Raw genomic sequence first — 21,000 nt, 5'->3', positions numbered from 1 at the left:
CAGGTTCGCTGGCGTGGCTGGGCTGGGCTGGGATGGGATGTGGCCGGCCTCTAGGCGACGCTCGCGGCGCCCCGCTCGCACCAGCCCAGCGGACGCGGCGTCTTGTCGAGATAGAAGCGGTGGTTCTCGTCCAGGCGGAAGCCGGCCGCCTGGACCGTCGCCGAGACCGGCCGCGTCAGGTGGCAGCCGCCCGCCAGGCGCTTCCACAGCGGTTCGATGCGTCGCTGCCAGCGCGCCGCGCCGGCGTCGGGCGTGAGGCCATGCTCGCAGAACAGGAAGCGGCCGCCCGGCCGCAGCACCCGCCGGGCCTCGGACAAGACGGCGGCGGGCGAGCGGACCGAGCAGAGGGTGAAGGTGCACAGCACGGTGTCGAAACGAGCGTCGGCGAACGGCAGGCTCTCGCCCTCGCCGGCGACGATCTCGACCGCCAGGCCTTCGGGGCGCGCGGCGGCCTGGGCGAGGGCGCGCAGCTCGGCGGAGGGGTCGACGCCGGTGACGCGGGTCACCGTGGCCGGGTCGTAAAAGGCGAGATTCAAGCCGCCGCCGACGCCGAGCTCCAGCACCTGACCCCGGGCCTGGGGCACGATCCTGGTCCGCTGCTCGCGAAACGCCGGCGCGCCGCAGGCGCAGCACAGCAGCTTCGGCAGGATGTAGCGCTCGTACAGCGTCGCCATGGTGTTTTCCCCCTTTTTTGGCTCGGCAGCAGAACGGCGCGGGGCGGGCGCGGTCAAGCGCCGACTCCTGTCAGATCCGGCGGCAATGGGCTTTATTTGGAAACGACCAGTCGCTTCGGAGTTCGCCCCATGCCCAGGCCCCTCAAACCGCCCGCCGAGGAAGCCGAGGGCGCCTGCGCGTGTGGCGCGGTGCGTGTCGCCATCGGCGTGCCGGCGCGGTGGGCGTTCCACGACCACTCGGCCGCCAGCCGCCGCGCCCAGGGCTGCGCCTATGTCACCTACACGGCCAGCTACCGCAGCCGCTTCCGCTGGCTGGAGGGCGAGGACCTCGTCACCCGCCACGAGCACGAGGGAACGACCCGGGGCTTCTGCAGTCGCTGCGGGACGCCGATCTTCATGGAGCGCAAGCGCGCCCCGATCATGATCAACCTGCCACGCGCCCTGTTCGAGACCCGCACCGGCCGCGAGCCGCGCTACCACACGTCGCTCGACCAGGCGCCGGACTGGGCCTATGGCGGCGGCAAGCTGGTCCCGCTGAAGGGCTATCCGGGCGTCATGTGGGAGCGACCGAAGCCGAAGAAGAAGCGCACGCCGCCGATCGACGACTTCCTCTAGCGCCCTTCCAGCGCCGCCAGCACGGCCGGCTGCACGCGGGCCAGTTCGGCGAGGCGTTCGATCAGGGCGTCCTTGCTGTCGAGGGCCAGGCCGTCGCGCAGTTTCGCCATGCGCTCGCGGACCTTGGCCAGGTCGGCGGCGTTGGCGGCGGTGACCACCGCCGCCTGATGCTTGCAGGCCCCGAACTTCTCGAAGCCTGGGCAGGTGCAGAGGCCTTCGCCGGCCGGAGCCCACAGCTGCACGACATAGAGATCGCCGACGCTGCCGGTGACGTGGGCGGTGACCTTCTCGTCCTCGATCGCCACCAGGTCGACGGCGCCGGCCTCGGCCATGGCCGCGCCGGTGTCGAACCAGCGCTCGTCCATGCGCTCACGCCATGTGTCGGTGTCGAAGAACTGGCTGGGATTGGGGCTCATGCCTCGTCCTCGATGCGGTGGATGTCGTCGTCCGACAGGCCGAAATGGTGGCCGATCTCGTGGACCAGCACGTGGGCGATCAGGTCGCCGAGGCTGACGTCGCCGCGCTCGGCCCACTCGTCCAGGATCGGCCGGCGGTAGAGAAACACCCGTGACGGCTCGGTCCCGTAGTCCAGCACCGAGCGGCGGCCCAGGTCGACGCCCTGATAGAGGCCGGTCAGCTCGAAGGCGTCCTCGATGTTCAGGCCGTCCAGGACCTCCTCGGCCGCGAAGTCGTCGACCCGGATGACCACGTCGCCGGTCAGCTTGCGGAATTCGTCGGGCAGGGCGTCGAAGGCCAGCCGGGCCAGGGCGGCGAAGTCGTCGAGCGACGGGGCGAGGCGGTCGGACCAGGTCATGGGTCTCCAAATAGAGCGATTGGAGCGTTAAGCCACCGGGTGTCGCGATGAAATCGCGACCGACCGCCACACCCGACCTTGATCGCGCTCTGGTCATGGCCCGACTAATCTGGGATTCTGATTCGACGACCCGCTGGGGTAAGCGACGCGCCTGATGACTTCGTACGACCTGATCCTCGCGGCCGTGGCCGGCGCGGTTTGTCTCGCCATCTGCGTCACCCTGTGGTCGCTGGGGCAGCGCCGCGGCTATGAGGCCCGCATCGCCGCGCTGAAGGCCCGCCTTGGCCTGCAAGGCGGCGACGCCCCGGACGCGCCCGCCTGGGTCGAAGCCTTCGACACCGCGGTGATCGCCGTCGAGGGCGGCCGCGCCGATCTGGCCGCTGGAGCCGAGGGTCTTTCGGCCTGCGCCCAGGTGCTGGGCGTGGAGCCCCGCGTCGACGCGGTGATCGCCGCCCTGGGCGGGGCCGATCCCGACCATGCCCACAAGCTGACGGCGCTGTTCGAGCGCGGCGAAGCCTGCGTGTTCGAAGCGCGCGGGGCGACGGGCTGGGTCTCGGTCGAGGGGCGCGCTGTCGGGGCGCTGGCCTGGCTGCGCCTGATGGCCGGCAGCGGCGGCGATTCCGGCCTGCCGTCGGCGTCCCGCTTCGCCGCCTTCGTCGACAGCGTGGCCGAGCCGGCCTGGATCGCCGGGGCCGACGGCCAGGCCGTCTGGGGCAACGCCGCCTTCGTCCGCGCCGTCGGGGCCAGCTCCGCCTCCGCGGCCGCCCTGGCTGGCAAGAGCTTCGACCGCGCCGCCGACGCCCTGGTCGTCGAGGCCGTCGAGAAAAGCGCCAACGGAGAAGGCCGCCGCGAGGCCGTGCGCTGGATCAACCTGGAAGGCCGCCGCCGCGCGTTCCGCCTGTCGGCCCAGCCCCTTGAAGGCGGCGGGGTCGGGGTGTTCTGCGCCGACGTCACCGAGATCGAGGATGTCCGCGACGCCTTCAAGAAGCACGTCGAGGCCCACGACGAGACCCTGAACCACATCGCCGAGGCCGTGGCGATCTTCAGCGCCACGCGGCGGCTGTCGTTCCACAATACCGCCTTCGCCGAACTGTGGGGCCTGGAGCCGGCCTGGCTGGCCGACCGTCCGACCCATGGCGAGATCCTGGATCGCCTGCGCCAGCGCCGTCGCCTGCCCGAGACCATCGACTACGCCGTCTGGAAGGCCGCCGAACTGGCCCGCTACGAGGACGTGGGACCCCAGGCCGACGACCTGTGGCACCTGCCCGACGGGCGGACGCTGAAGGTGGTGCGCCAGCCCCATCCGCTGGGCGGCATGCTGCTGATCTATTCCGACATCACCGGCGAGCTGCGCCTGAAGGCCCAGTACAACGCCCTGATCCAGGTGCAGCAGGCCACGCTGGACAAGCTGAACGACGCCGTCGCGGTGTTCGGCTCCGACGGGCGCCTGCGCCTGCACAACGAGGCCTTCGAGACCTTCTGGAACGTCAGCGCCTTCGCCCTGGAGGCGGCTGGCGACTTCGAGGGCGTGGTCGAGCTGTGCGTGCCGCGCCTGCACGACCTGGCCTTCTGGCGTGAACTGAAGGGGCGGGTGGCCGATCCCGATCCGCAGATGCGCGCCCCGACCTCGGGCGAGGTCCGCACTTCTGACGACCGCATCGTCGTCTATCAGAGCCGGCCGCTGCCGGACGGCGCGACCCTGATCGCCTTCGCCGACGTCACCGACACCCGCGACCTGCAGAGCGCGCTGGCCGACCGGTCCGCCGCCCTGGCCGAGGCCGAGCGCCTGAAGCGCGATTTCGTCGGCAATGTCAGCTACGAGCTGCGCACCCCGCTGACGACGATCATCGGCTATTCCGAGCTCCTGGAACGCGCCGACGGCATCTCGGAGCGCGGCCGCAACCACGTGGCCGCCGTCCGCGCCGCCGCCACCCAGCTGGCCCGCTCGATCGACGACGTGCTGGACATGGCCCAGATCGACGCTGGCGAGATGGCGCTGGAGATCGGGGACATCCGCGTCTCCGACCTGCTGCTCAACGCCCAGGAACACGCCCTGAAGGACGCCCAGCTGGGCGCGGTGACCCTGGCGGTCGAGTGCGACGAGGAAGTCGGGCTGATCCGCGGCGACGGCAAGCGCCTGGCCCAGACCCTGGACCACCTGGTCGAGAACGCCCTGCGCCAGACCCCGCCGGGCGGCCGCGTCACCCTGTCGGCCCGCCGCGCGCTGGGCGAGGTGCGCCTCGACGTCTCCGACACCGGCCGGGGCGTGCCGTTCCACGTCCAGGCCCATATCTTCGACCGCTTCGTCGGCCGGGATCGCGGCGGGCCTGGCTTGGGTCTGGCCCTGGTCAAGGCGCTGGTCGAGCTGCATGGCGGCTGGGTGGCGCTGGAGAGCGAGCCGGGCGCCGGCTCGACCTTCACCTGCCACCTGCCCGAGACCCAGCAGCCTGGCGCGATGCAGCCCGAACTGAGCTTCTGAACGGCGCGCCCCGCCGGACATAAAGATATCTTTATGCGTTAATTGCTAGGAAGGGTCGGGCGCGCTATAAGCCGCTCAAGATCCCATCCGACCGCAGGAGCCCGACCGTGGCCGACTATATCGTCAAGGACATCTCGCTCGCCGATTTCGGCCGCAAGGAAATCGCCATCGCCGAGACCGAGATGCCGGGCCTGATGGCCACGCGCGCCGAGTACGGCCCGGCCCAGGTCCTGAAGGGCGCCCGCATCGCCGGCAGCCTGCACATGACCATCCAGACCGCCGTGCTGATCGAGACGCTGACGGCCCTGGGCGCCGAGGTCCGTTGGGCTTCGTGCAACATCTTCTCGACCCAGGACCACGCCGCGGCCGCCATCGCCGCCTCGGGCGTGCCGGTGTTCGCCTTCAAGGGTGAGAACCTGGTCGAGTACTGGGAATACGCCCACAAGATCTTCGAGTGGCACGACGGCGGCTACCCGAACCTGATCCTCGACGACGGCGGCGACGCCACCCTGCTCTGCGTGCTGGGCCCGAAGGCCGAGAAGGATCCGTCGATCCTGAACAACCCGCAGAACGAGGAAGAAGAAGCCCTCTACGCCGTGATGAAGAAGTATCTGGCCGAAAAGCCGGGCTTCTACTCGGCCATCCGCGCGGCCATCGGCGGCGTGTCGGAAGAAACCACCACGGGCGTGCACCGCCTGTACCAGATGGCCGCCAAGGGCGACCTGCCGTTCCCGGCCATCAACGTCAACGACAGCGTCACCAAGTCGAAGTTCGACAACCTGTACGGCTGCCGTGAATCGCTGGTCGACGCCATCCGTCGCGGCACCGACGTCATGCTGTCGGGCAAGGTCGCGGTGGTCTGCGGCTACGGCGACGTGGGCAAGGGCTCGGCCGCCTCGCTGCGCCAAGGCGGCGCCCGCGTGATCGTCACCGAAATCGACCCGATCTGCGCCCTGCAGGCGGCGATGGAAGGCTACGAAGTCCAGACCCTGCAGGACGTCGCCGACAAGGCCGACATCTTCGTCACGGCGACGGGCAACAAGGACGTCATCACGGTCGACGACATGCGCCGGATGAAGAACAACGCCATCGTCTGCAACATCGGTCACTTCGACTCGGAAATTCAGATCGCCGGCCTGCGCAACTTCAAGTGGGACGAGATCAAGCCGCAGGTCCACCACGTGGAATTCCCGGACGGCAAGAAGATCATCGTCCTGTCGGAAGGCCGCCTGGTGAACCTGGGCAACGCCACGGGCCACCCCTCGTTCGTGATGTCGGCCTCGTTCACCAACCAGACCCTGGCCCAGATCGAACTGTGGACCAACAAGGCCAAGTACGAGAACCAAGTCTACACCCTGCCCAAGCACCTGGACGAGAAGGTCGCCTTCCTCCACCTGGAAAAGCTGGGCGCCAAGCTCTCGACCCTGCGCAAGGATCAGGCCGACTACATCGGCGTGCCGGAAAAGGGTCCGTTCAAGCCGGACCACTATCGCTACTAATAGCGACATCCGCGGCAACAGTTTCCGCTGCGGAAATCGTTTGAAACCAAGAGGAAAGGCCCGCCGGCGACGGTGGGCCTTTTCTTTTTCGGCCACAGGTCGGGACGCCCTATTCAAGTCCGCATTGCTCGGCTAATCGCTTTGCCATGCCGTTAGCCTTGATCATCTCCAGCCACGTCGCCGGCAGCCAGGTGGGCGCGACGGCGCAAGCCACCGCCCTGGCGCAGTTCCGTATCGACTCAATGGTCGTGCCGACCGTGCTGTATGGCCGCCATCCCGGCTGGGGCATCCCCGGCGGGGCGCCGGTGCCGATCGAGGTGTTCGAGGGCATGATGGACGGCATCGAGGCCAACGGGCTGTTCGGCCTCGTCGACCTGGTCATCACCGGCTATTTCGCCACCGCCGCCCAGGTGCGGGCCGCCGCGCGGGTCATCGACGCCGTGCGCGAGTCGCCCCGCCCGAACGGCGCGGCCACGCGGCGGCCCACCGTCATCGTCGATCCGACCATGGGCGACGCCGGCAAGGGCCTCTACATCCCGGCCGAGACCGCCGACGCCATCATCGCCGACCTGATCCCGCGCGCCGACGTCGTGGCCTGCAACAGCTGGGAGCTGCAGAAGCTGACCGGCACGGACGCCCGCGATCCGCAGAGCGCCATGCGCGCCGCCCGGCTGCTGGGCAAGATCACGCTGGTTTCGTCCGTGCATCGCGGGGCCGAGATCGGCGCCGTGCTGGCCGACAAGAAGGAGGCCTGGCTGGCCGCTCACGCCAAGGCCGAGCGCTCGCCCAACGGCACCGGCGACCTGCTGACCGCCCTCTACGCCGCCTCGATCCTGGAGGGGCAGACCTTCTCGTACGGCCTGGCCCGCGCCGTGGGCGGGGTGGCCGAGACGGTCACCGCAGCCAATATCTGGAACGCCCCGGAGCTGCCGATCGTGGCCATGGGCGCGCGGATCAAGCAGACCTCGCCGACGGTCCGCATCGAGCGGCTGGCGTAAGATGACTGGCGACATCACCGGCCTCTGCCCCGACCGTTTCGCCCGCGTGCGCGAGGCGTTCGAAGCCAACTTCGTCGATGGGGGCGAGCTCGGCGCGCGCTTTTCGTTCGCCGTCGATGGCGAGATCGTCGTCGACCTGATGGGCGGCTTCGCCGACCGCAAGCGCGAGGTCGCCTTCGGTCCCGACACCCTGACGGCCCTGTTCTCGACCACCAAGGCCGTGGCGGCCCTGATGGTCGCGCGCCTGGTGGACGAGGGGCGCCTGGCCTACGACCAGCCCGTCGCCGACGTCTGGCCGGAGTTCGCGCAAGCCGGCAAGGGCGCGGTCACGGTCGAGCAGGCCCTGTCGCACCAGGCCGGCCTGTCGGGGTTCCCCGACGAGACCGACCCGGCCCTGTGGTTCGACTGGGACGCCACCTGCGCCAAGCTGGCCGCCATGGCTCCGCTGTTCCCGATCGGCTCGGCCAGCGGCTATCACCCGGTCACCTACGGCTACATCGCCGGCGAGATCTTCCGCCGGGTCGACGGCCGGACGATGGGGACGGCCCTGCGCGAGGACATCTGCGCCCCGCTGGGCCTGGATCTCTGGATTGGCCTGCCCGACAGCGAGCACGGCCGCGTCGCCGACCTGATGCGTCCGACGGCCCTGCCCAAGTTCGGCGAGATCAACGCCGCCGTGACCGCCGCCTTCCTCAAGCCCTGGTCCTCGCCCGGCGGACGCGGCGCGGCCGAGTGGCGGCGGGTCGAGATCCCCTCGGCCAACGGTCACGCCACGGCCGAGGCCCTGGCCCGCCTGATGGGCGCCCTGGCCACCGACGGGACCCTGGGCGGCCGCTCGATCATCACCCCGGCCGGGATCAAGGCCGCCAGCGCCCAGCGCATCATCGGCCAGGACCTGGTGCTGCCCTTCGTGATCAGCTGGGGCGCGGGCTTCATGCGCAACGAACCCAACATGTTCTACGGCCCGACGCCCGAGGCCTTTGGCCACTCGGGCTGGGGCGGCTCGTGCGCCTTCGCCGATCCGACGCGCGGCGTGTCGGGGGCCTATGTGATGAACAAACAGGGCGCCGCCCTGATCGGCGATCCGCGCGCCGTGCGCCTGATCGAGGCGGCTTACGCTTCGCTTTAGGTCCCCCTCATCCCGATCTCCCCGGCGAAAGCCGGGGTCCAGGTTCAGCCGTGGCTTTCAGACTATCTTGGCGCCTTAGAGCCCTATGATCTGGGCCCCGGCCTTCACCGGGGAAATCGGATTTTGGAATAGCCATCGAGTCGGGAGACGTCGAATGACGCGCGCTCTTGCTGTCGCAACCCTGTTGCTCGTTCTGGCCGGCGCGGCCCACGCCGAGGATCGCGACTTCTGCGCGGACCGGCCCGGCAAGGGCTCGCCGCCGTGCGTGCTGGACAAGGGGCGCTTTCAGGCCGAGCTGGGCGGGGTTGACGCCGCCTTCAGCCGGGGCGGCGGGGTCTCGGTCGACGATGTTTCCTACGGCGGGCTGGAGCTGCGGCTGGGCCTGACCTCGACCGTCGAAGGCCAGCTGACCTGGACCGCCCACGAGCGGGTGAGGACCAACGACCACGGCGTCGTCTCGACCGTCTCGGGCGCGGGCGACCTGGGCCTTGGCCTGCGGTGGTCGCTGAAGAACCCCGGCGGCGACGGCCTTTCGGCGGCGATCCAGCCCTATGTCACCGCCCCGACCGGGGCCAACGGCGTCGGCGGCGATCTGTGGCGGGGCGGGGTGATCGTCCCGCTCTCGATCCCGCTCAACGCCGACTGGTCGCTGAGCCTGTCGCCCCAGGTCGAGGCGCGCGAGAACGCCAGCGGGTCTGGTCGCCACGCCGGCTACGCCCTGGCCGGCGGCGTCGGCCGCGCTGTCGGCCCGGTGAACCTGGGCGCGGAGCTGTGGGTCGATCGCGACGACGACCCGTCGGGCCATGTCACCCAGGCCAGTTTTGACCTCACCGCCGCCTGGACGCCCAAGGCCCTGCACGACGTCCAACTGGACGCCTCGGCCTATGTCGGCCTCAACCGCCAGACGCCGGACCTTGAGCTGGTGGTCGGCCTGGCGCACCGCTTTTAGGACCCATGGCCCGGTCTTCAGGCCGGCGCCAGGACCCTGGTCCTCTTCCAGGCTCCGTAGGCGAAGGTCGCCACGCCCAGCCAGATGAACACGAACGACAACGCCCGCAGCGGCGTGAAGGCCTCGCCGAACGCCACGCCCAGCAGGAACTGGAGCGTGGGGGCGATGAACTGCAGGAAGCCCACGGCGCTGAGCGGCAGGCGGCGGGCCGACCAGGCGAACAGGGCCAGGGGGATGACCGTGGCCGGACCGGCCAGGGCCAGCAGGCCCGTGACGGCGCCGCCGTGGCCGAAATGGCCCTGTCCCGTCGATTGCAGGTGCAGCACATAGGCCAGCCCCGGCAGGGCCAGATAGGCGCACTCGATGAACAGGCCCGTCTGAGCGTCGGCCTTCACCTGTTTGCGCAGGATGGCGTAGGCGCAGAAGGTGGCGGCCAGGCCCAGCGAGACGATCGGCAGATGGCCCAGGGCGATGGTCTGGATGGCGACGCCAATGGCCGCGAAGCCGATGGCGACCTTGCCTTCGGTGGTCATGCGCTCGCGGAACAGCAGGGCCCCGGCGGCCATGTTCATCAGCGGGTTGATGTAGTAGCCGAGGCTGGCCTCGATCACGTGGCCGGCGTTCACGGCGAAGACGTAGATCGTCCAGTTGCTGAAGATCGCCGCCGTCGACAGCGCCAGCATGCCCAGCGTGCGCGGCTGGCGCAGCACCTGGGCCACCTGGCCGCCCTGCCGGGCGATCAGCACCAGGCCGCCAGCCCACAGCACCGACCACAGCGTCCGGTGGGCGATCATCTCCCAGGAGGTGGCGCCCAGGTTCGACAGCAGGTGGAAGTAGAGGGGCAGGAAGCCCCAGAGCACGTAACAGCCGACGCCGGCGACATAGGCGGAGCGACTTTCGGCCGAGGAACTCGCTGAACTGGACGGCATGGGACCAAACCTTTCGGCGGCGTTTGTCTCAGCCGGCAAGTTCGCCGTCCGCCCGCATCTTGCTGGGCTTTCCAAAATCCGATCTTCCCGGCGAAGGCCGGGACCCAGATCTCAAGGCGCTTGGGCTGATGGGAAGCGCGCGGAGCCGATAGCGTCAGCCCCGCGCTCTTCCATCTGGGCCCCGGCCTTCGCCGGGGAAATCGGATTTTAAAGAACCCTAGGCCGGAGTCTTCTGCCTGATCAGGCCCTTGTCGTGCAGGAGCTGGGCGATCTGCACGGCGTTCAGCGCCGCGCCCTTGCGCAGATTGTCGGCGACGCACCACAGGGCGATGCCGTTCTCGACCGTCGGGTCGGTGCGGATGCGCGAGACATAGACCGGGAACTCGCCGGCGCTTTCCTTCGGCGTCATGTAGCCGCCGTCCTCGCGCTTATCGATGACTTCCACGCCTTCGGCGTCGCGCAGGATCTCGCGGACATCGTCCTCGTCCAGCGGGGTCTCGAACTCGATGTTCACGGCTTCGGCGTGGCCGACCATGACGGGCACGCGCACGCAGGTGGCGGTCAGCTTGATCGACGGATCCAAGATCTTCTTGGTCTCCATCATCATCTTCCACTCTTCCTTGGTGTAGCCGTCCTCCATGAAGACGTCGATGTGCGGAATGACGTTGAAGGCGATCTGCTTGGTGAACTTCTTGGGCGGTGGAGCGCCCAGGACGAACACGCCCTTGGTCTGCTCCCACAGCTCGTCCATGCCTTCCTTGCCCGCGCCCGACACCGACTGGTAGGTCGAGACGACGACGCGCTTGATCTTGGCTTCGGCGTGCAGGGGGGCCAGCACCACCACCAGCTGCGCGGTCGAGCAGTTGGGGTTGGCGATGATGTTCTTCGGCAGCTTGTCGACGGCGTTCGGGTTCACTTCCGGCACCACCAGCGGCACGTCCGGATCCATCCGGAAGTGGCTCGAGTTGTCGATGACGATCGGACCGGCCGCGCCGATCTTCTCGCCCCAGGCCTTGGAGATGGCGCCGCCGGCGCTCATCAGCACGATGTCGACCGTCGAGAAGTCGAACTTCTCCAGGTCCTCGCAGTGCAGGATCTGGTTGCCGAACGAGACTTCCACGCCGATGGATTTGCGGCTGGCGATGGCGTGCATCTTGTCCACGGGGAATTTGACTTCCTCGAGGATGTTGAACATCTCGCGGCCCACATTGCCCGTGGCGCCGACCACGGCGACCCGGTAACCCATCGCGCTCTCCTGAAACTGTGCCCGCGTACCGCGCGGAGCGTGGTTCGTTACGCTTCATGGTCCAGGCGCGCAAGGCGAGGAAAGTTGGCGGGGCGATCAGCCCGGCTTGCCAGCTGGAGCGGCGGGCTCGTCCTGGGCCTTCACGTCCAGGGTGAACTGCACCGGGATGGTGATGGTCAGGCCGTCGACGGTGTCGCCTTCCCGCGTCCAGGGGTTCATGCGCATGAGCTTGACCGCCTCGACCGCGGCCGCGCCGAAGCCAAGGTCGGCCGGGTTTTCGCGCGCGGGCTTGCAGCCGGTCAGTTCGCCCGTGGCGGTGACCGTGCAGGTCGCCGCGCCGAGGCCGGACTTGACCCCCGCCTTCGCGGCCGCCTGCGGATAGACCTCCGCCATGCCCTCGGCCGACAGGGTGCGGATCCAGCGCGGCTTGGTCAGCTTGCGGGCCTCCGGCGCGGCCGGATCGCGGAAGCGGAAGGGCAGATCGATTTTGTAGTCCTTGAAGGACTTGGCGTCGGCCGGGCCGATATTGACCAGGAACAGCTTCGAGAGGTCCTGGGCCGCCTTGCCGAAACCCTTGCCGCGCGGGTTTTCGGAGATCACGTCGCAGCTGCGCAACTGGCCGGTCTTCATGAGGACGCAGCGCAGGGCGGCCTGGCCGAACGGCTCGCCGGCCGCGGCCTTGGGCCACGCGGCGTCGAGCTCGGCCAGGGTGGGCGCGCGGCTCCAGGGCGGGTCCAGCACGATGGAGGTGCTGTTGATCGGCGCCCCGCCGGGGGGCTCCTCCCAGGTGATCGGGATGCTGACGTCGCCGCCCGGCACGGCGCGGCCGCCCCGGATCTTGGGCGACATCCGAAACTGCGGAGCCAGCTGCAGGCCGGCGCCGCCGAAGTCCATGCCTTCGGGCGATTCCGAGAGGACCCGGCAGGCTTCGAGGAAGCCCTCGACCGTGGCCTTGCAGCGGATCACGGCCTTGCCGCCGACGCGCCTGTCCAGCGCCTTCTTGGGGAAGACATTGGCGATCTCGGCGCCGTTCGGCTTGCGGATCCAGCCCGGATTGGCGTCGCCGGGGGCCAGGAACTCGAAGCTGGTGCGGACCGGGCGGCCCTCGACCGAGGCGCCCTGGGCGTCCTTGGTCGCGATCCGCTCGTAGCCGACCACCGACAGGGCGGCTTCGCCGAAGCCCTGTCCGACGGGATCCTCGCGCAGCACCTTGCAGTCGGCCAAGCGGCCGCCCTTGTCGGCGACGCAGCCCAGCACGGCCTTGCCGGTGACGGTCGCGCCCTTTGGGAAGGCGGCCTTCATCCTGGCCTCGGGCACGTGGGTGACGAAGTTTGGCCGCCAGCCCGAGGGCGGGGCGTCGTCTTCGGTCTGGGCCAAGGCGACCGTGGCCAAGGCGACCGTGGAAAGGGCGGCGGTGGAGCGGCCGGCCGTGAGCAGGACCAGCAGGAAGGTGCGCGACAGCACGGGAAACCCCAGGAACCAGCCAGCGCACGACCCCTTCGTGGCTCGACCTTAGGTGGAGCTTAGGCGATCCATTTGCGCGCCGCCAGAGGGTTCCCGACGCACCTTCCGCCCCCTATGTTGCCGGCCATGACCGACGCCGCCGCGCCCCCGCTTCCGAACGTTTCCGACCTGACTCAGGACGGCCCCGCCGTCCGGCTCTTTCTCGTGGACGGCTCGGCCTATCTGTTCCGGGCCTATCACGCCCTGCCGCCGCTGACGCGCAAGAGCGACGGCCTGCCGGTGGGCGCCGTCCAGGGCTTCTGCAACATGCTGTGGAAGCTGATGCGCGACATGCAGGGCGACACGCCCACCCACCTGGCGGTGATCTGGGACCACTCGGAAAAGACGTTCCGCAACAGCCTGTACGATCAGTACAAGGCCCACCGTCCGCCGCCGCCGGAAGACCTGATCCCGCAGTTCCCGCTGGTGCGCGAGGCCACCCTGGCGTTCGGCGTGCCGGCCATCGAGCTGCCAGGCTACGAGGCCGACGACCTGATCGCCGCCTATGCCTGCAAGGCCCGCGAGATCGGCGGCGAGGCGGTGATCGTCTCGTCCGACAAGGACCTGATGCAGCTGGTCGGCGACGGCGTCTCGATGTTCGACCCGATGAAGGGCGTGCGGATCGAGCGCGAGCAAGTGTTCGAGAAATTCGGCGTCTATCCGGACAAGGTCGTCGACGTGCAGGCCCTGTGCGGCGACAGCGTCGACAACGTGCCGGGCGCGCCGGGGATCGGGATCAAGACCGCTGCTCAGCTGATCACCGAATATGGCGACCTCGACACGCTGCTGGCCCGGGCGGGCGAGATCAAGCAGCCCAAGCGCCGCGAGACCCTGATCGAATTCGCCGACCAGATCCGCCTGTCGCGGGCCCTGGTCAAGCTGGACTGCGACACGCCGCTGCCCCAGCCGCTGGACGAGCTGACCGTGCGCGAGCCGGACAAGGAGGTCCTGGCGGCCTTCCTCGAACAGATGGAGTTCCGCACCCTGGCTCGCCGGGTCGGCGACGGCTCGGCCGCCGCCACGCCGGGCACGCTCGAGCGGGCTCCGGCCCAGCCCAAGGCGCCGGTCAGCACGGTCTCCTACATGGGCGCTGCCGCCCGCGCCGCCGCCAGCGCGGTGGCCGAGCCGGTCAGCATCGACCATGCGGCCTATGTCCGCATCCAGGATCTCGACACCCTGAAGGCCTGGGTCGCCAAGGCCACGGCTAAGGGCGTGGTGGCCTTCGACACCGAGACCGACGCCCTGTCGTCGGCCACGGCCGGTCTGTGCGGCGTGTCGCTGGCCATCAACGCCGGCGAGGCCTGCTACATCCCGGTCGGTCACTGCGAGAAGGACGGCCTGGCGCTGGAAGCCGCCGCCGACCTGGTGCAGATTCCGCTGGAAGAGGTCATCGCCACTCTGAAGCCGCTGCTGGAGGATCCGGCGGTGCTGAAGGTGGCGCAGAACGCCAAGTACGACATCGCCGTCCTGGCTCGGTACGGGATCCAGGTCGCGCCGATCGACGACACCATGCTGATCTCCTACGTGCTGGAGGCGGGCCTGCACGGCCACGGCATGGATGAACTGTCGGAGCTGCACCTTGGTTACAAGCCGATCCCGTTCAAGCAGGTGGCCGGGACGGGCAAGGCCCAGATCAGCTTCAAGCATGTGGGGCTGAACGAGGCGACGGCCTATGCCGCCGAGGACGCCGACGTCACCCTGCGCCTGTGGCAGACGCTGAAGCCGCGCCTGGCGCGCGAGGGCCTGGCGACCGTCTACGAGACGCTGGAACGGCCGCTGCCGGCGGTGCTGGCGATGATGGAGAACAACGGGGTCAAGGTCGATCCCGAGGCGCTGCGCCTGCTCTCCAACGAGTTCTCGCTGCGCATGGCCAAGTTCGAGGCGCGCGCCCAGGAGATCGTCGGCCGCCCCTTCAACCTGGGCAGCCCCAAGCAGATCGGCGACGTGCTGTTCGGCGAGATGAGCATGAAGGGCGGCAAGAAGACCGCCACCGGCCAGTGGTCGACCGACAGCGACGTGCTGGAAAGCCTGGCTTTGGAGCACGAGCTGCCGCGCGTCCTGCTGGACTGGCGCCAGCTGTCCAAGCTGAAAGGCACCTATACCGAGAACCTGGTCGCCGCGATCGCCGAGTCCACGGGCCGGGTCCACACCTCCTACGCCCTGGCCGCGACGACGACGGGCCGCCTGTCCTCGTCCGACCCGAACCTGCAGAACATCCCGGTCCGCACCGAGGAAGGCCGCAAGATCCGCAAGGCCTTCATCGCCCCGCCGGGCAAGGTGCTGATCAGCGCCGACTACAGCCAGATCGAGTTGCGCCTGCTGGCCCATATCGGCGACATCCCGCAGCTGAAGAAGGCGTTCCAGCAGGGCCTGGACATCCACGCCATGACGGCCTCGGAAATGTTCGACACGCCGATCGAGGGCATGGACCCGATGATCCGCCGCCGGGCCAAGGCCATCAATTTCGGCATCGTCTACGGCATCAGCGCCTTTGGCCTGGCCAACCAGCTGGGCATCTCGCAAGGCGAGGCCGGGGCCTACATCAAGACCTATTTCGAGCGCTTCCCGGGCATCCAGGCCTATATGGACGCGACCAAGGCCTTCGTGCGCGAGCACGGTTACGTCTCGACCGTCTTCGGCCGCAAGATCAACATCCCGGAGATCCAGTCCAAGTCGGTGGGCCAGCGGCAGTTCGCCGAGCGCGCGGCGATCAACGCCCCGATCCAGGGCGCGGCCGCCGACGTCATGCGCCGGGCCATGATCCGCATGCCCGCCGCCCTCGAGGCGGCCGGTCTCGAGGCGCGGATGCTGCTGCAGGTGCACGATGAACTGGTCTTCGAAGCGCCGGAAAGCGAGGCCGAGCGCGCCTGCGCGGTGATCAGCGAGGTCATGGAAAAGGCCGCCCAGCCCCCCGTGGCGCTGTCCGTGCCGCTCACCGTCGAGGCCCGCGCCGCGCTCAACTGGGATGAGGCCCACTGACCAAAAAAGTGGCGGAGTTGTCATTTATGCGACATTCCGCCACGGCACGGTTAATGCCCCGGCAATCGTTCGAGGCCACTGTGCCTGTGACGCCCGCGAACCGTAGTGCAGTTTCAAAGAGTAGTGTTATCCGAGGTTTAGCGGTCGCCGCCCCATTTCGAGGAGCTCCGGCCGGTGTCTTTTGGCGATCTGAAAATTCCACACAAGCTGATGGCGGTCTTCGCTGTCATGCTCACGACCATCGTTGTGATGGGCGCTACCCTCTACGCCAACAAGGTCGGTTTGGCCCAGTCGGTGGAGCGCACCGAGCGCGCCTATGAGATGTTGCGCCAGGCTGACACGGCGGCCTTCCGCCTGACTCGCCAGGAGAACTCGCTGCGCGGCTTCCTGCTGTCGGGCGACAACTACTACATCCAGCGCCTGGAAGAGGCGCACAAGCCGAAGTTCCTGAAGGCGCTGGACGAGATGCGCGCGCTGGCCGCTGGCGACCAGGAAGACCTGGCCCGCATCGCCGCCGTCGACGCCGCCTACGCCAACTATCGCAAGATGGCCATCGAGCCGGGCGAGCGGCTGGGCGCCGATCCGGCCACTCGTCCTCAGGCGGTCGAGCTGGTGCGCAACGACGGCGTCGCCGACAAGGCGGTCGAGCCGGTCGAAAACGCCATCGAAGCCATCACCAAGCACGCCGAGGCCCAGCTGGCGACGGAAGCCGCCGCCCAGAAGAAGACCTCCCTGGAATCGACCCTGGCCCTGGCCATCGGCATCCTGATCACGGCCGGCATCGCGGTCGCGGGCGGCCTGCTGCTGACCGGCGCCATCGCGGCCCCCGTCACCGCCATGACCAACGCCATGCGCCGCCTGGCCTCGGGCGACAGCACCGTCGAGGTGCCGGCCCAGGGCCGCAAGGACGAGATCGGCCACATGGCCGCCGCCGTCGCCTACTTCAAGGATTCCGAGGCCGAGAAGGTCCGCATCGAGGCCGCCGCCGCCGAACATCGCCGCGCCGCCGACAATGAGCGCGCCGCCAACGAGGCCGAGAAGGCCGAGGTCGCCCGCAATGACGCCATCGCCATCACCGCGTTGAACGAGGCGCTGGACCATATGGCCAGCGGCGACCTGACTCACCGGATCACCACCCCGTTCGCGCCCAAGGCCGAAAGCCTGAAGGCCAACTTCAACGCCGCCGCCGACCGCATGCAGCAGGCGATCCAGTCGATCAACGCGGCCACCGGCGGCGTCAACAGCGGCGCCGACGAGATCGCCGAGGCCTCGGACAACCTCTCGCGCCGGACGGAACAGCAGGCCGCCAGCCTTGAAGAGACCGCCGCCGCCCTCGATGAGATCACCGCGACGGTCCGCAAGACCGCCGCGGGGGCCAAGGAGGCCTCGCAGGTGGTGGCCAACGCCCGGTCGGACGCCGAACGCTCGGGCCGCATCGTCAGCCAGGCCGTCGCCGCCATGACCGAGATCGAGACCTCCTCGACCCAGGTCGGCAATATCATTGGCGTCATCGACGAGATCGCCTTCCAGACCAACCTGCTGGCCCTGAACGCCGGCGTCGAGGCCGCTCGCGCCGGTGAAGCCGGCCGTGGGTTCGCGGTCGTCGCCCAGGAAGTTCGGGCCCTGGCCCAGCGCTCGGCCGACGCCGCCAAGGAGATCAAGACCCTGATCTCGACCTCGACCCAGCAGGTCGGCGCGGGTGTGGATCTGGTCGGCCAGACCGGCGAGGCCCTCAGCCGCATCGTCGAGCAGGTCGCCTCGATCGACGCGTTGATGAAAGAGATCTCGGCCTCGACCACCGAGCAGGCCACCGGTCTGAACGAGGTCAACGGCGCGGTGAACCAGATGGATCAGGTCGTCCAGCAGAACGCCGCCATGGTCGAGGAAGCCACCGCCGCCTCGCACTCGCTGAAGAACGAGGCCGCGGCCTTGATGGAGCTGGTCGGTCGCTTCCGCGTGACCGAGGGCGCGCCGGCCGTCGCCACGTCGCGTCCGGCCCAAACGACCTATCGTCCGCCGGCTCCGGCGCCGGCTCGGGTTCCAGCCCGTGCCGAGCCCGCGCGTCCGGCGGTCTCGGCTCGTCCGGGACGCGGTTCGGCCGCCGTGGCGGTTCGCGAGGATTGGGAAGAGTTCTGATCGCCCTGGTCTGATCAGCGATCTTGCGCGGGCTCTCCGGGAAACCGGGGAGCCCGTCTTCGTTCAGCCGAGGGCTTAGCCGCGGTTCAGGGCGATCGTCTCGAACGACGACTTGGTGGTCTGCGGCCCGTGACTGGCGTTCGGCGTCGGCAGGGCCAGGCCGATGGCGGCGGCGATCAGCAGGGCGACGGTGAAGAAGGCCTTGGCAGCCATGGTCCTATCTCGGGTCTGGCGTCTTGAAGCGACAATTCGCGGGCGCAGACGAGAGCCTAGATGGCCCCGCCGCCGCCGGGTTCAAGGCCCGGGTCCTGTGGTCCCGAAGCGTCCTGATCCAATAGGAAAGGCCGGAAACCCGCTTGCGGGTTCCCGGCCTTTTTAGGATCGATCGTTCGGAACTGTTTGGAGTTAGAAGATCTCGAACAGACCCGCCGCGCCGCGCTGAGATCGCGAAAGCGATCTCAGCCACTTCTAGTGATGGGCGCCGTCCTCCGTCCTGATCGAAATCAGAAGATTTCGAACAGACCCGCGGCCCCCATGCCGCCGCCGATGCACATGGTCACCACGCCCAGCTTGGCGCCGCGACGCTTGCCTTCCATCAGCAGGTGGCCGGCGCAGCGGGCGCCGGTCATGCCGAAGGGGTGGCCGATGGCGATCGAGCCGCCGTTGACGTTGTACTTCTCAGGATCGATGCCCAGCTTGTCGCGGCTGTAGAGGCACTGGCTGGCGAAGGCTTCGTTCAGCTCCCACAGGTCGATGTCGTCGATCTTCAGGCCGTGGCGTTCCAGCAGGCGCGGCACGGCGAAGACCGGGCCGATGCCCATCTCGTCGGGTTCGCAGCCGGCGACGGCGAAGCCGCGGAAGGCGCCCAGCGGGGTCAGGCCGCGCTTTTCGGCTTCCTTGGCTTCCATCACCACCACGGCGGCGGCGCCGTCCGACAGCTGGCTGGCGTTGCCGGCGGTGACGAACTTGCCCTCGCCCATGACGGGCTTCAGGCTGGCCAGGCCTTCCAGGGTGGTGTCGGCGCGGTTGCACTCGTCCTTGTCGACCACGTAGTCGACGAAGCTCTCTTCCTTGGTTTCCTTGTTGACCACCTTCATCTTGGTGGCCATCGGGACGATCTCGTCCTTGAACAGGCCGCCGGCCTGGGCGGCGGCGATGCGCTGCTGGCTGCGCAGGGCGTATTCGTCCTGGTATTCGCGGCTGATGTTGTAGCGCTTGGCGACGATGTCGGCGGTGTCGATCATCGCCATCCACAGGGCCGGATGGGTGCCCATCAGCTTTTCTTCGGTGATGTGGTGACGGTTCATGTGACCGCCGCCCTGCACCAGCGAGATCGACTCGACGCCACCGCCGATGGCGACATTGGCGCCGTCATTGCGCACATAGTTGGCCGCCGTGGCGATCGCCTGCAGGCCCGACGAGCAGAAGCGGTTGATAGTCTGGCCCGAGGTGGTCACCGGCAGGCCGGCCCACATGGCGGCGTTGCGGGCCACGTTCATGCCGGTGGCGCCTTCGGGGCCGCCGCAGCCCAGGGCCACGTCTTCCACTTCGGCGCCTTCAAGGCCGGCGCGGCTCACCGCGTGCTGGATCGCATGACCGGCCATGGCCGCGCCATGGGTGTTGTTGAAGCCGCCCCGATTGGACTTGGCCAGGCCCGTGCGGGCGTAAGAGACGATAACCGCTTCGCGCATAGAGGCGCACTCCCCGTTAAACGTTAGTTTGAATTGGGCTCACCCTAGACCGGCTTTCCGCGCGGCGAAAGATGACGTTAGCGTCAACGGTAGGTCTATTCCCCGAACCCTTGGCCCGGCTCCATCGGCGCCAGGCGGATCAGCCGCGAGTCCTCGACCGCCGCCGTGCGGTGCTCGACGAAGACGCGGTAGTCCGGGTTCGTGACCATGGCCAGGAAGGCGCCGGCGTTCGGATATTCGGCGATGAAGGCCAGGTCCCAGCGCTCGTCCGTCGGGCCGGTGACCACGCCCTCGGGCCGTCCCGCCCAGACCTGCCGCCCGCCCAAGCTGGCGAACAGCGGCGCGGTCGTGCGGCCATATTCGCGATAGGCGTCGAGGCCGGTCAGGCCCTTGCCATGAAGGGGATGCCCCTGCGGATAGTCGGCGGCGGGCTTCAGCCGGATCAGGTTGAGCATCTGGATCGGCGTGTCGCGCGGCAAGGCCTTGAAGGCGTCGAACTGCGCGCGCGTCGGGTCGATGCTGGACATGGTTCCTCCGGTCTCGGCGCCTCAGCGCTCTTGTTCGGATCGCAGTGGAGGCCAGAACCGGAACAACGCCAAGCTCAATATCGCGAGGGCGACGGCTTCAGCCGGACGTGTCCGCCTATCTCCCTGTCCTCACCGCTTCGTCAGGATGGTCAGGCCGTCGGGCAGTTCGTTGCGGTCGTCGGGGCGCGGCGGAATGTGGGTGGCCAGGATCGTTCCGGTGCGGTTCACGGCGGCGACGAAGCCGTCGGCGATCTCGCCGCGCTTGAGGCCCGCGACCAGATCGGCGACGACCTCGTCCCAGACCGCATTGGGCGCGGCGGCGTAGATGCCTTCGTCGGCGATGACCTCGACCCGGTGCTCGGCCAGGGCGGCGAAGATCAGCACGCCGGTGCGGTCGCGGGTGACGTGCAGGCCGTGGCTGAGAAACTGCTCAAGGGCCGCGCGCTTGACCCGGGCCGCCTTGAGCGAGCCGGGCGTGAGGGCGCGGCGGACCGGCGGCATCGACACCACCAGCGCCACGACGACGAACACCACCAGCTGCAGGGCGATGTAGGTCGACAGCGCCGACAGGATCGCGCCGTCCAGGGCGGCCTGGTGGCCGATGCTCCAGCCGCCGAACAGGCGGGTCAGCATCTCGGGCCGGAAGCCGGCGAACAGGGCGCCGGCCGGCAGGACCAGGGCCGCGAACGCCGCCCAGGCCAGGGGCGTCTCGCGATAGTCCGACACCTCGGGCGCGAGCACGCAGAAGATCTCGCCGCCGGTGGTCTTCTCGGCCTCGGCCACCGCGCCGGCGATACGGTCGAGGTCCTGCGGGGTCATGAATTGCGCCATC

Annotated in this window: 18 protein-coding genes and 1 pseudogene; 8 read left to right on the top strand and 11 right to left on the bottom strand. The window is 68.9% G+C overall.

Annotated features, from left to right (window positions below):
* Nucleotides 1-50 precede the first annotated feature (50 nt).
* Nucleotides 51-674, bottom strand: coding sequence for a class I SAM-dependent methyltransferase (locus AC1RJ9_RS14135; protein ID WP_492837531.1), 624 nt, complete (start codon nucleotides 672-674; stop codon nucleotides 51-53).
* Nucleotides 675-803: 129 nt separating this feature from the next.
* On the opposite strand from AC1RJ9_RS14135, the gene AC1RJ9_RS14130 reads away from it, so the two are divergent.
* On the top strand, nucleotides 804-1,289 hold the full coding sequence (locus AC1RJ9_RS14130) for a GFA family protein (protein ID WP_492837530.1): 486 nt from the start codon (nucleotides 804-806) through the stop codon (nucleotides 1,287-1,289).
* Here AC1RJ9_RS14130 and AC1RJ9_RS14125 read toward each other — a convergent pair.
* Nucleotides 1,286-1,705, bottom strand: a complete 420-nt coding sequence (locus tag AC1RJ9_RS14125) for an SWIM zinc finger family protein (protein ID WP_492837529.1) — start codon at nucleotides 1,703-1,705, stop codon at nucleotides 1,286-1,288. The two genes, AC1RJ9_RS14130 and AC1RJ9_RS14125, sit on opposite strands and share 4 nt — an antisense overlap.
* The gene (locus AC1RJ9_RS14120; protein ID WP_492837528.1) at nucleotides 1,702-2,103 is read right to left on the bottom strand and encodes a metallopeptidase family protein; all 402 of its coding nucleotides are present in this window, start codon (nucleotides 2,101-2,103) and stop codon (nucleotides 1,702-1,704) included. Before AC1RJ9_RS14120 ends, AC1RJ9_RS14125 begins: the two co-directional genes overlap by 4 nt.
* A gap of 154 nt (nucleotides 2,104-2,257) precedes the next feature.
* On the opposite strand from AC1RJ9_RS14120, the gene divL reads away from it, so the two are divergent.
* The 5 genes from divL to AC1RJ9_RS14095 all read left to right on the top strand — a co-directional run bounded on the left by divL (nucleotide 2,258) and on the right by AC1RJ9_RS14095 (nucleotide 9,157).
* On the top strand, nucleotides 2,258-4,582 hold the full coding sequence (divL, locus tag AC1RJ9_RS14115) for a cell cycle protein kinase DivL (protein WP_492837527.1): 2,325 nt from the start codon (nucleotides 2,258-2,260) through the stop codon (nucleotides 4,580-4,582).
* Between the two features lie 107 nt (nucleotides 4,583-4,689).
* Entirely contained in the window at nucleotides 4,690-6,081 is a 1,392-nt protein-coding gene (gene ahcY, locus AC1RJ9_RS14110) for an adenosylhomocysteinase (RefSeq protein WP_492837525.1), read from the top strand.
* Nucleotides 6,082-6,227: 146 nt separating this feature from the next.
* Nucleotides 6,228-7,079: a bifunctional hydroxymethylpyrimidine kinase/phosphomethylpyrimidine kinase gene (locus AC1RJ9_RS14105; RefSeq protein ID WP_492837524.1), complete on the top strand. Its 852-nt coding sequence runs from the start codon at nucleotides 6,228-6,230 to the stop codon at nucleotides 7,077-7,079.
* 1 nt (nucleotide 7,080) lies between these two features.
* Complete coding sequence (locus AC1RJ9_RS14100) at nucleotides 7,081-8,208, top strand: serine hydrolase domain-containing protein (RefSeq protein WP_492837523.1); 1,128 nt, start codon at nucleotides 7,081-7,083, stop codon at nucleotides 8,206-8,208.
* 154 nt (nucleotides 8,209-8,362) lie between these two features.
* Nucleotides 8,363-9,157, top strand: a complete 795-nt coding sequence (locus tag AC1RJ9_RS14095) for a transporter (RefSeq protein WP_492837522.1) — start codon at nucleotides 8,363-8,365, stop codon at nucleotides 9,155-9,157.
* A 17-nt stretch (nucleotides 9,158-9,174) separates the two neighbouring features.
* Here AC1RJ9_RS14095 and rarD read toward each other — a convergent pair whose 3' ends face one another.
* The 3 genes from rarD to AC1RJ9_RS14080 form a co-directional block, all read right to left on the bottom strand.
* On the bottom strand, nucleotides 9,175-10,086 hold the full coding sequence (rarD, locus tag AC1RJ9_RS14090; protein ID WP_492837520.1) for an EamA family transporter RarD: 912 nt from the start codon (nucleotides 10,084-10,086) through the stop codon (nucleotides 9,175-9,177).
* A 217-nt stretch (nucleotides 10,087-10,303) separates the two neighbouring features.
* A complete protein-coding gene (locus AC1RJ9_RS14085) occupies nucleotides 10,304-11,332 on the bottom strand; it encodes an aspartate-semialdehyde dehydrogenase (RefSeq protein WP_492837519.1) in 1,029 nt (342 codons plus the stop codon).
* Nucleotides 11,333-11,428: 96 nt separating this feature from the next.
* A complete protein-coding gene (locus AC1RJ9_RS14080; protein WP_492837518.1) occupies nucleotides 11,429-12,796 on the bottom strand; it encodes a TonB family protein in 1,368 nt (455 codons plus the stop codon).
* A gap of 126 nt (nucleotides 12,797-12,922) precedes the next feature.
* Between AC1RJ9_RS14080 and polA the strand changes: the two genes are divergently transcribed.
* On the top strand, nucleotides 12,923-15,814 hold the full coding sequence (polA, locus tag AC1RJ9_RS14075; protein WP_492837517.1) for a DNA polymerase I: 2,892 nt from the start codon (nucleotides 12,923-12,925) through the stop codon (nucleotides 15,812-15,814).
* Between the two features lie 210 nt (nucleotides 15,815-16,024).
* Nucleotides 16,025-17,950, top strand: a complete 1,926-nt coding sequence (locus tag AC1RJ9_RS14070) for a HAMP domain-containing methyl-accepting chemotaxis protein (RefSeq protein ID WP_492837516.1) — start codon at nucleotides 16,025-16,027, stop codon at nucleotides 17,948-17,950.
* A gap of 75 nt (nucleotides 17,951-18,025) precedes the next feature.
* On the opposite strand, the gene AC1RJ9_RS14065 is transcribed toward AC1RJ9_RS14070, so the two are convergent.
* The 5 genes and pseudogenes from AC1RJ9_RS14065 to AC1RJ9_RS14045 form a co-directional block, all read right to left on the bottom strand.
* Nucleotides 18,026-18,163 (bottom strand): hypothetical protein, encoded by a 138-nt coding sequence (locus AC1RJ9_RS14065; RefSeq protein ID WP_492837515.1) that lies wholly within the window; start codon nucleotides 18,161-18,163, stop codon nucleotides 18,026-18,028.
* A gap of 290 nt (nucleotides 18,164-18,453) precedes the next feature.
* A complete protein-coding gene (locus tag AC1RJ9_RS14060) occupies nucleotides 18,454-19,641 on the bottom strand; it encodes an acetyl-CoA C-acyltransferase (protein ID WP_492837514.1) in 1,188 nt (395 codons plus the stop codon).
* A gap of 95 nt (nucleotides 19,642-19,736) precedes the next feature.
* Nucleotides 19,737-20,168, bottom strand: a complete 432-nt coding sequence (locus tag AC1RJ9_RS14055; RefSeq protein WP_492837513.1) for a DUF1330 domain-containing protein — start codon at nucleotides 20,166-20,168, stop codon at nucleotides 19,737-19,739.
* Nucleotides 20,169-20,189: 21 nt separating this feature from the next.
* Nucleotides 20,190-20,279: pseudogene (locus AC1RJ9_RS14050) on the bottom strand (type II CAAX endopeptidase family protein); the annotation flags it as partial.
* 18 nt (nucleotides 20,280-20,297) lie between these two features.
* Entirely contained in the window at nucleotides 20,298-20,999 is a 702-nt protein-coding gene (locus AC1RJ9_RS14045; protein WP_492837512.1) for a TPM domain-containing protein, read from the bottom strand.
* Nucleotide 21,000: the final 1 nt, after the last annotated feature.

The sequence above is a fragment of the Caulobacter sp. GW822-FHT07D08 genome, assembly GCF_058798735.1.
This window is presented reverse-complemented; position numbering and strand designations above follow the sequence as displayed.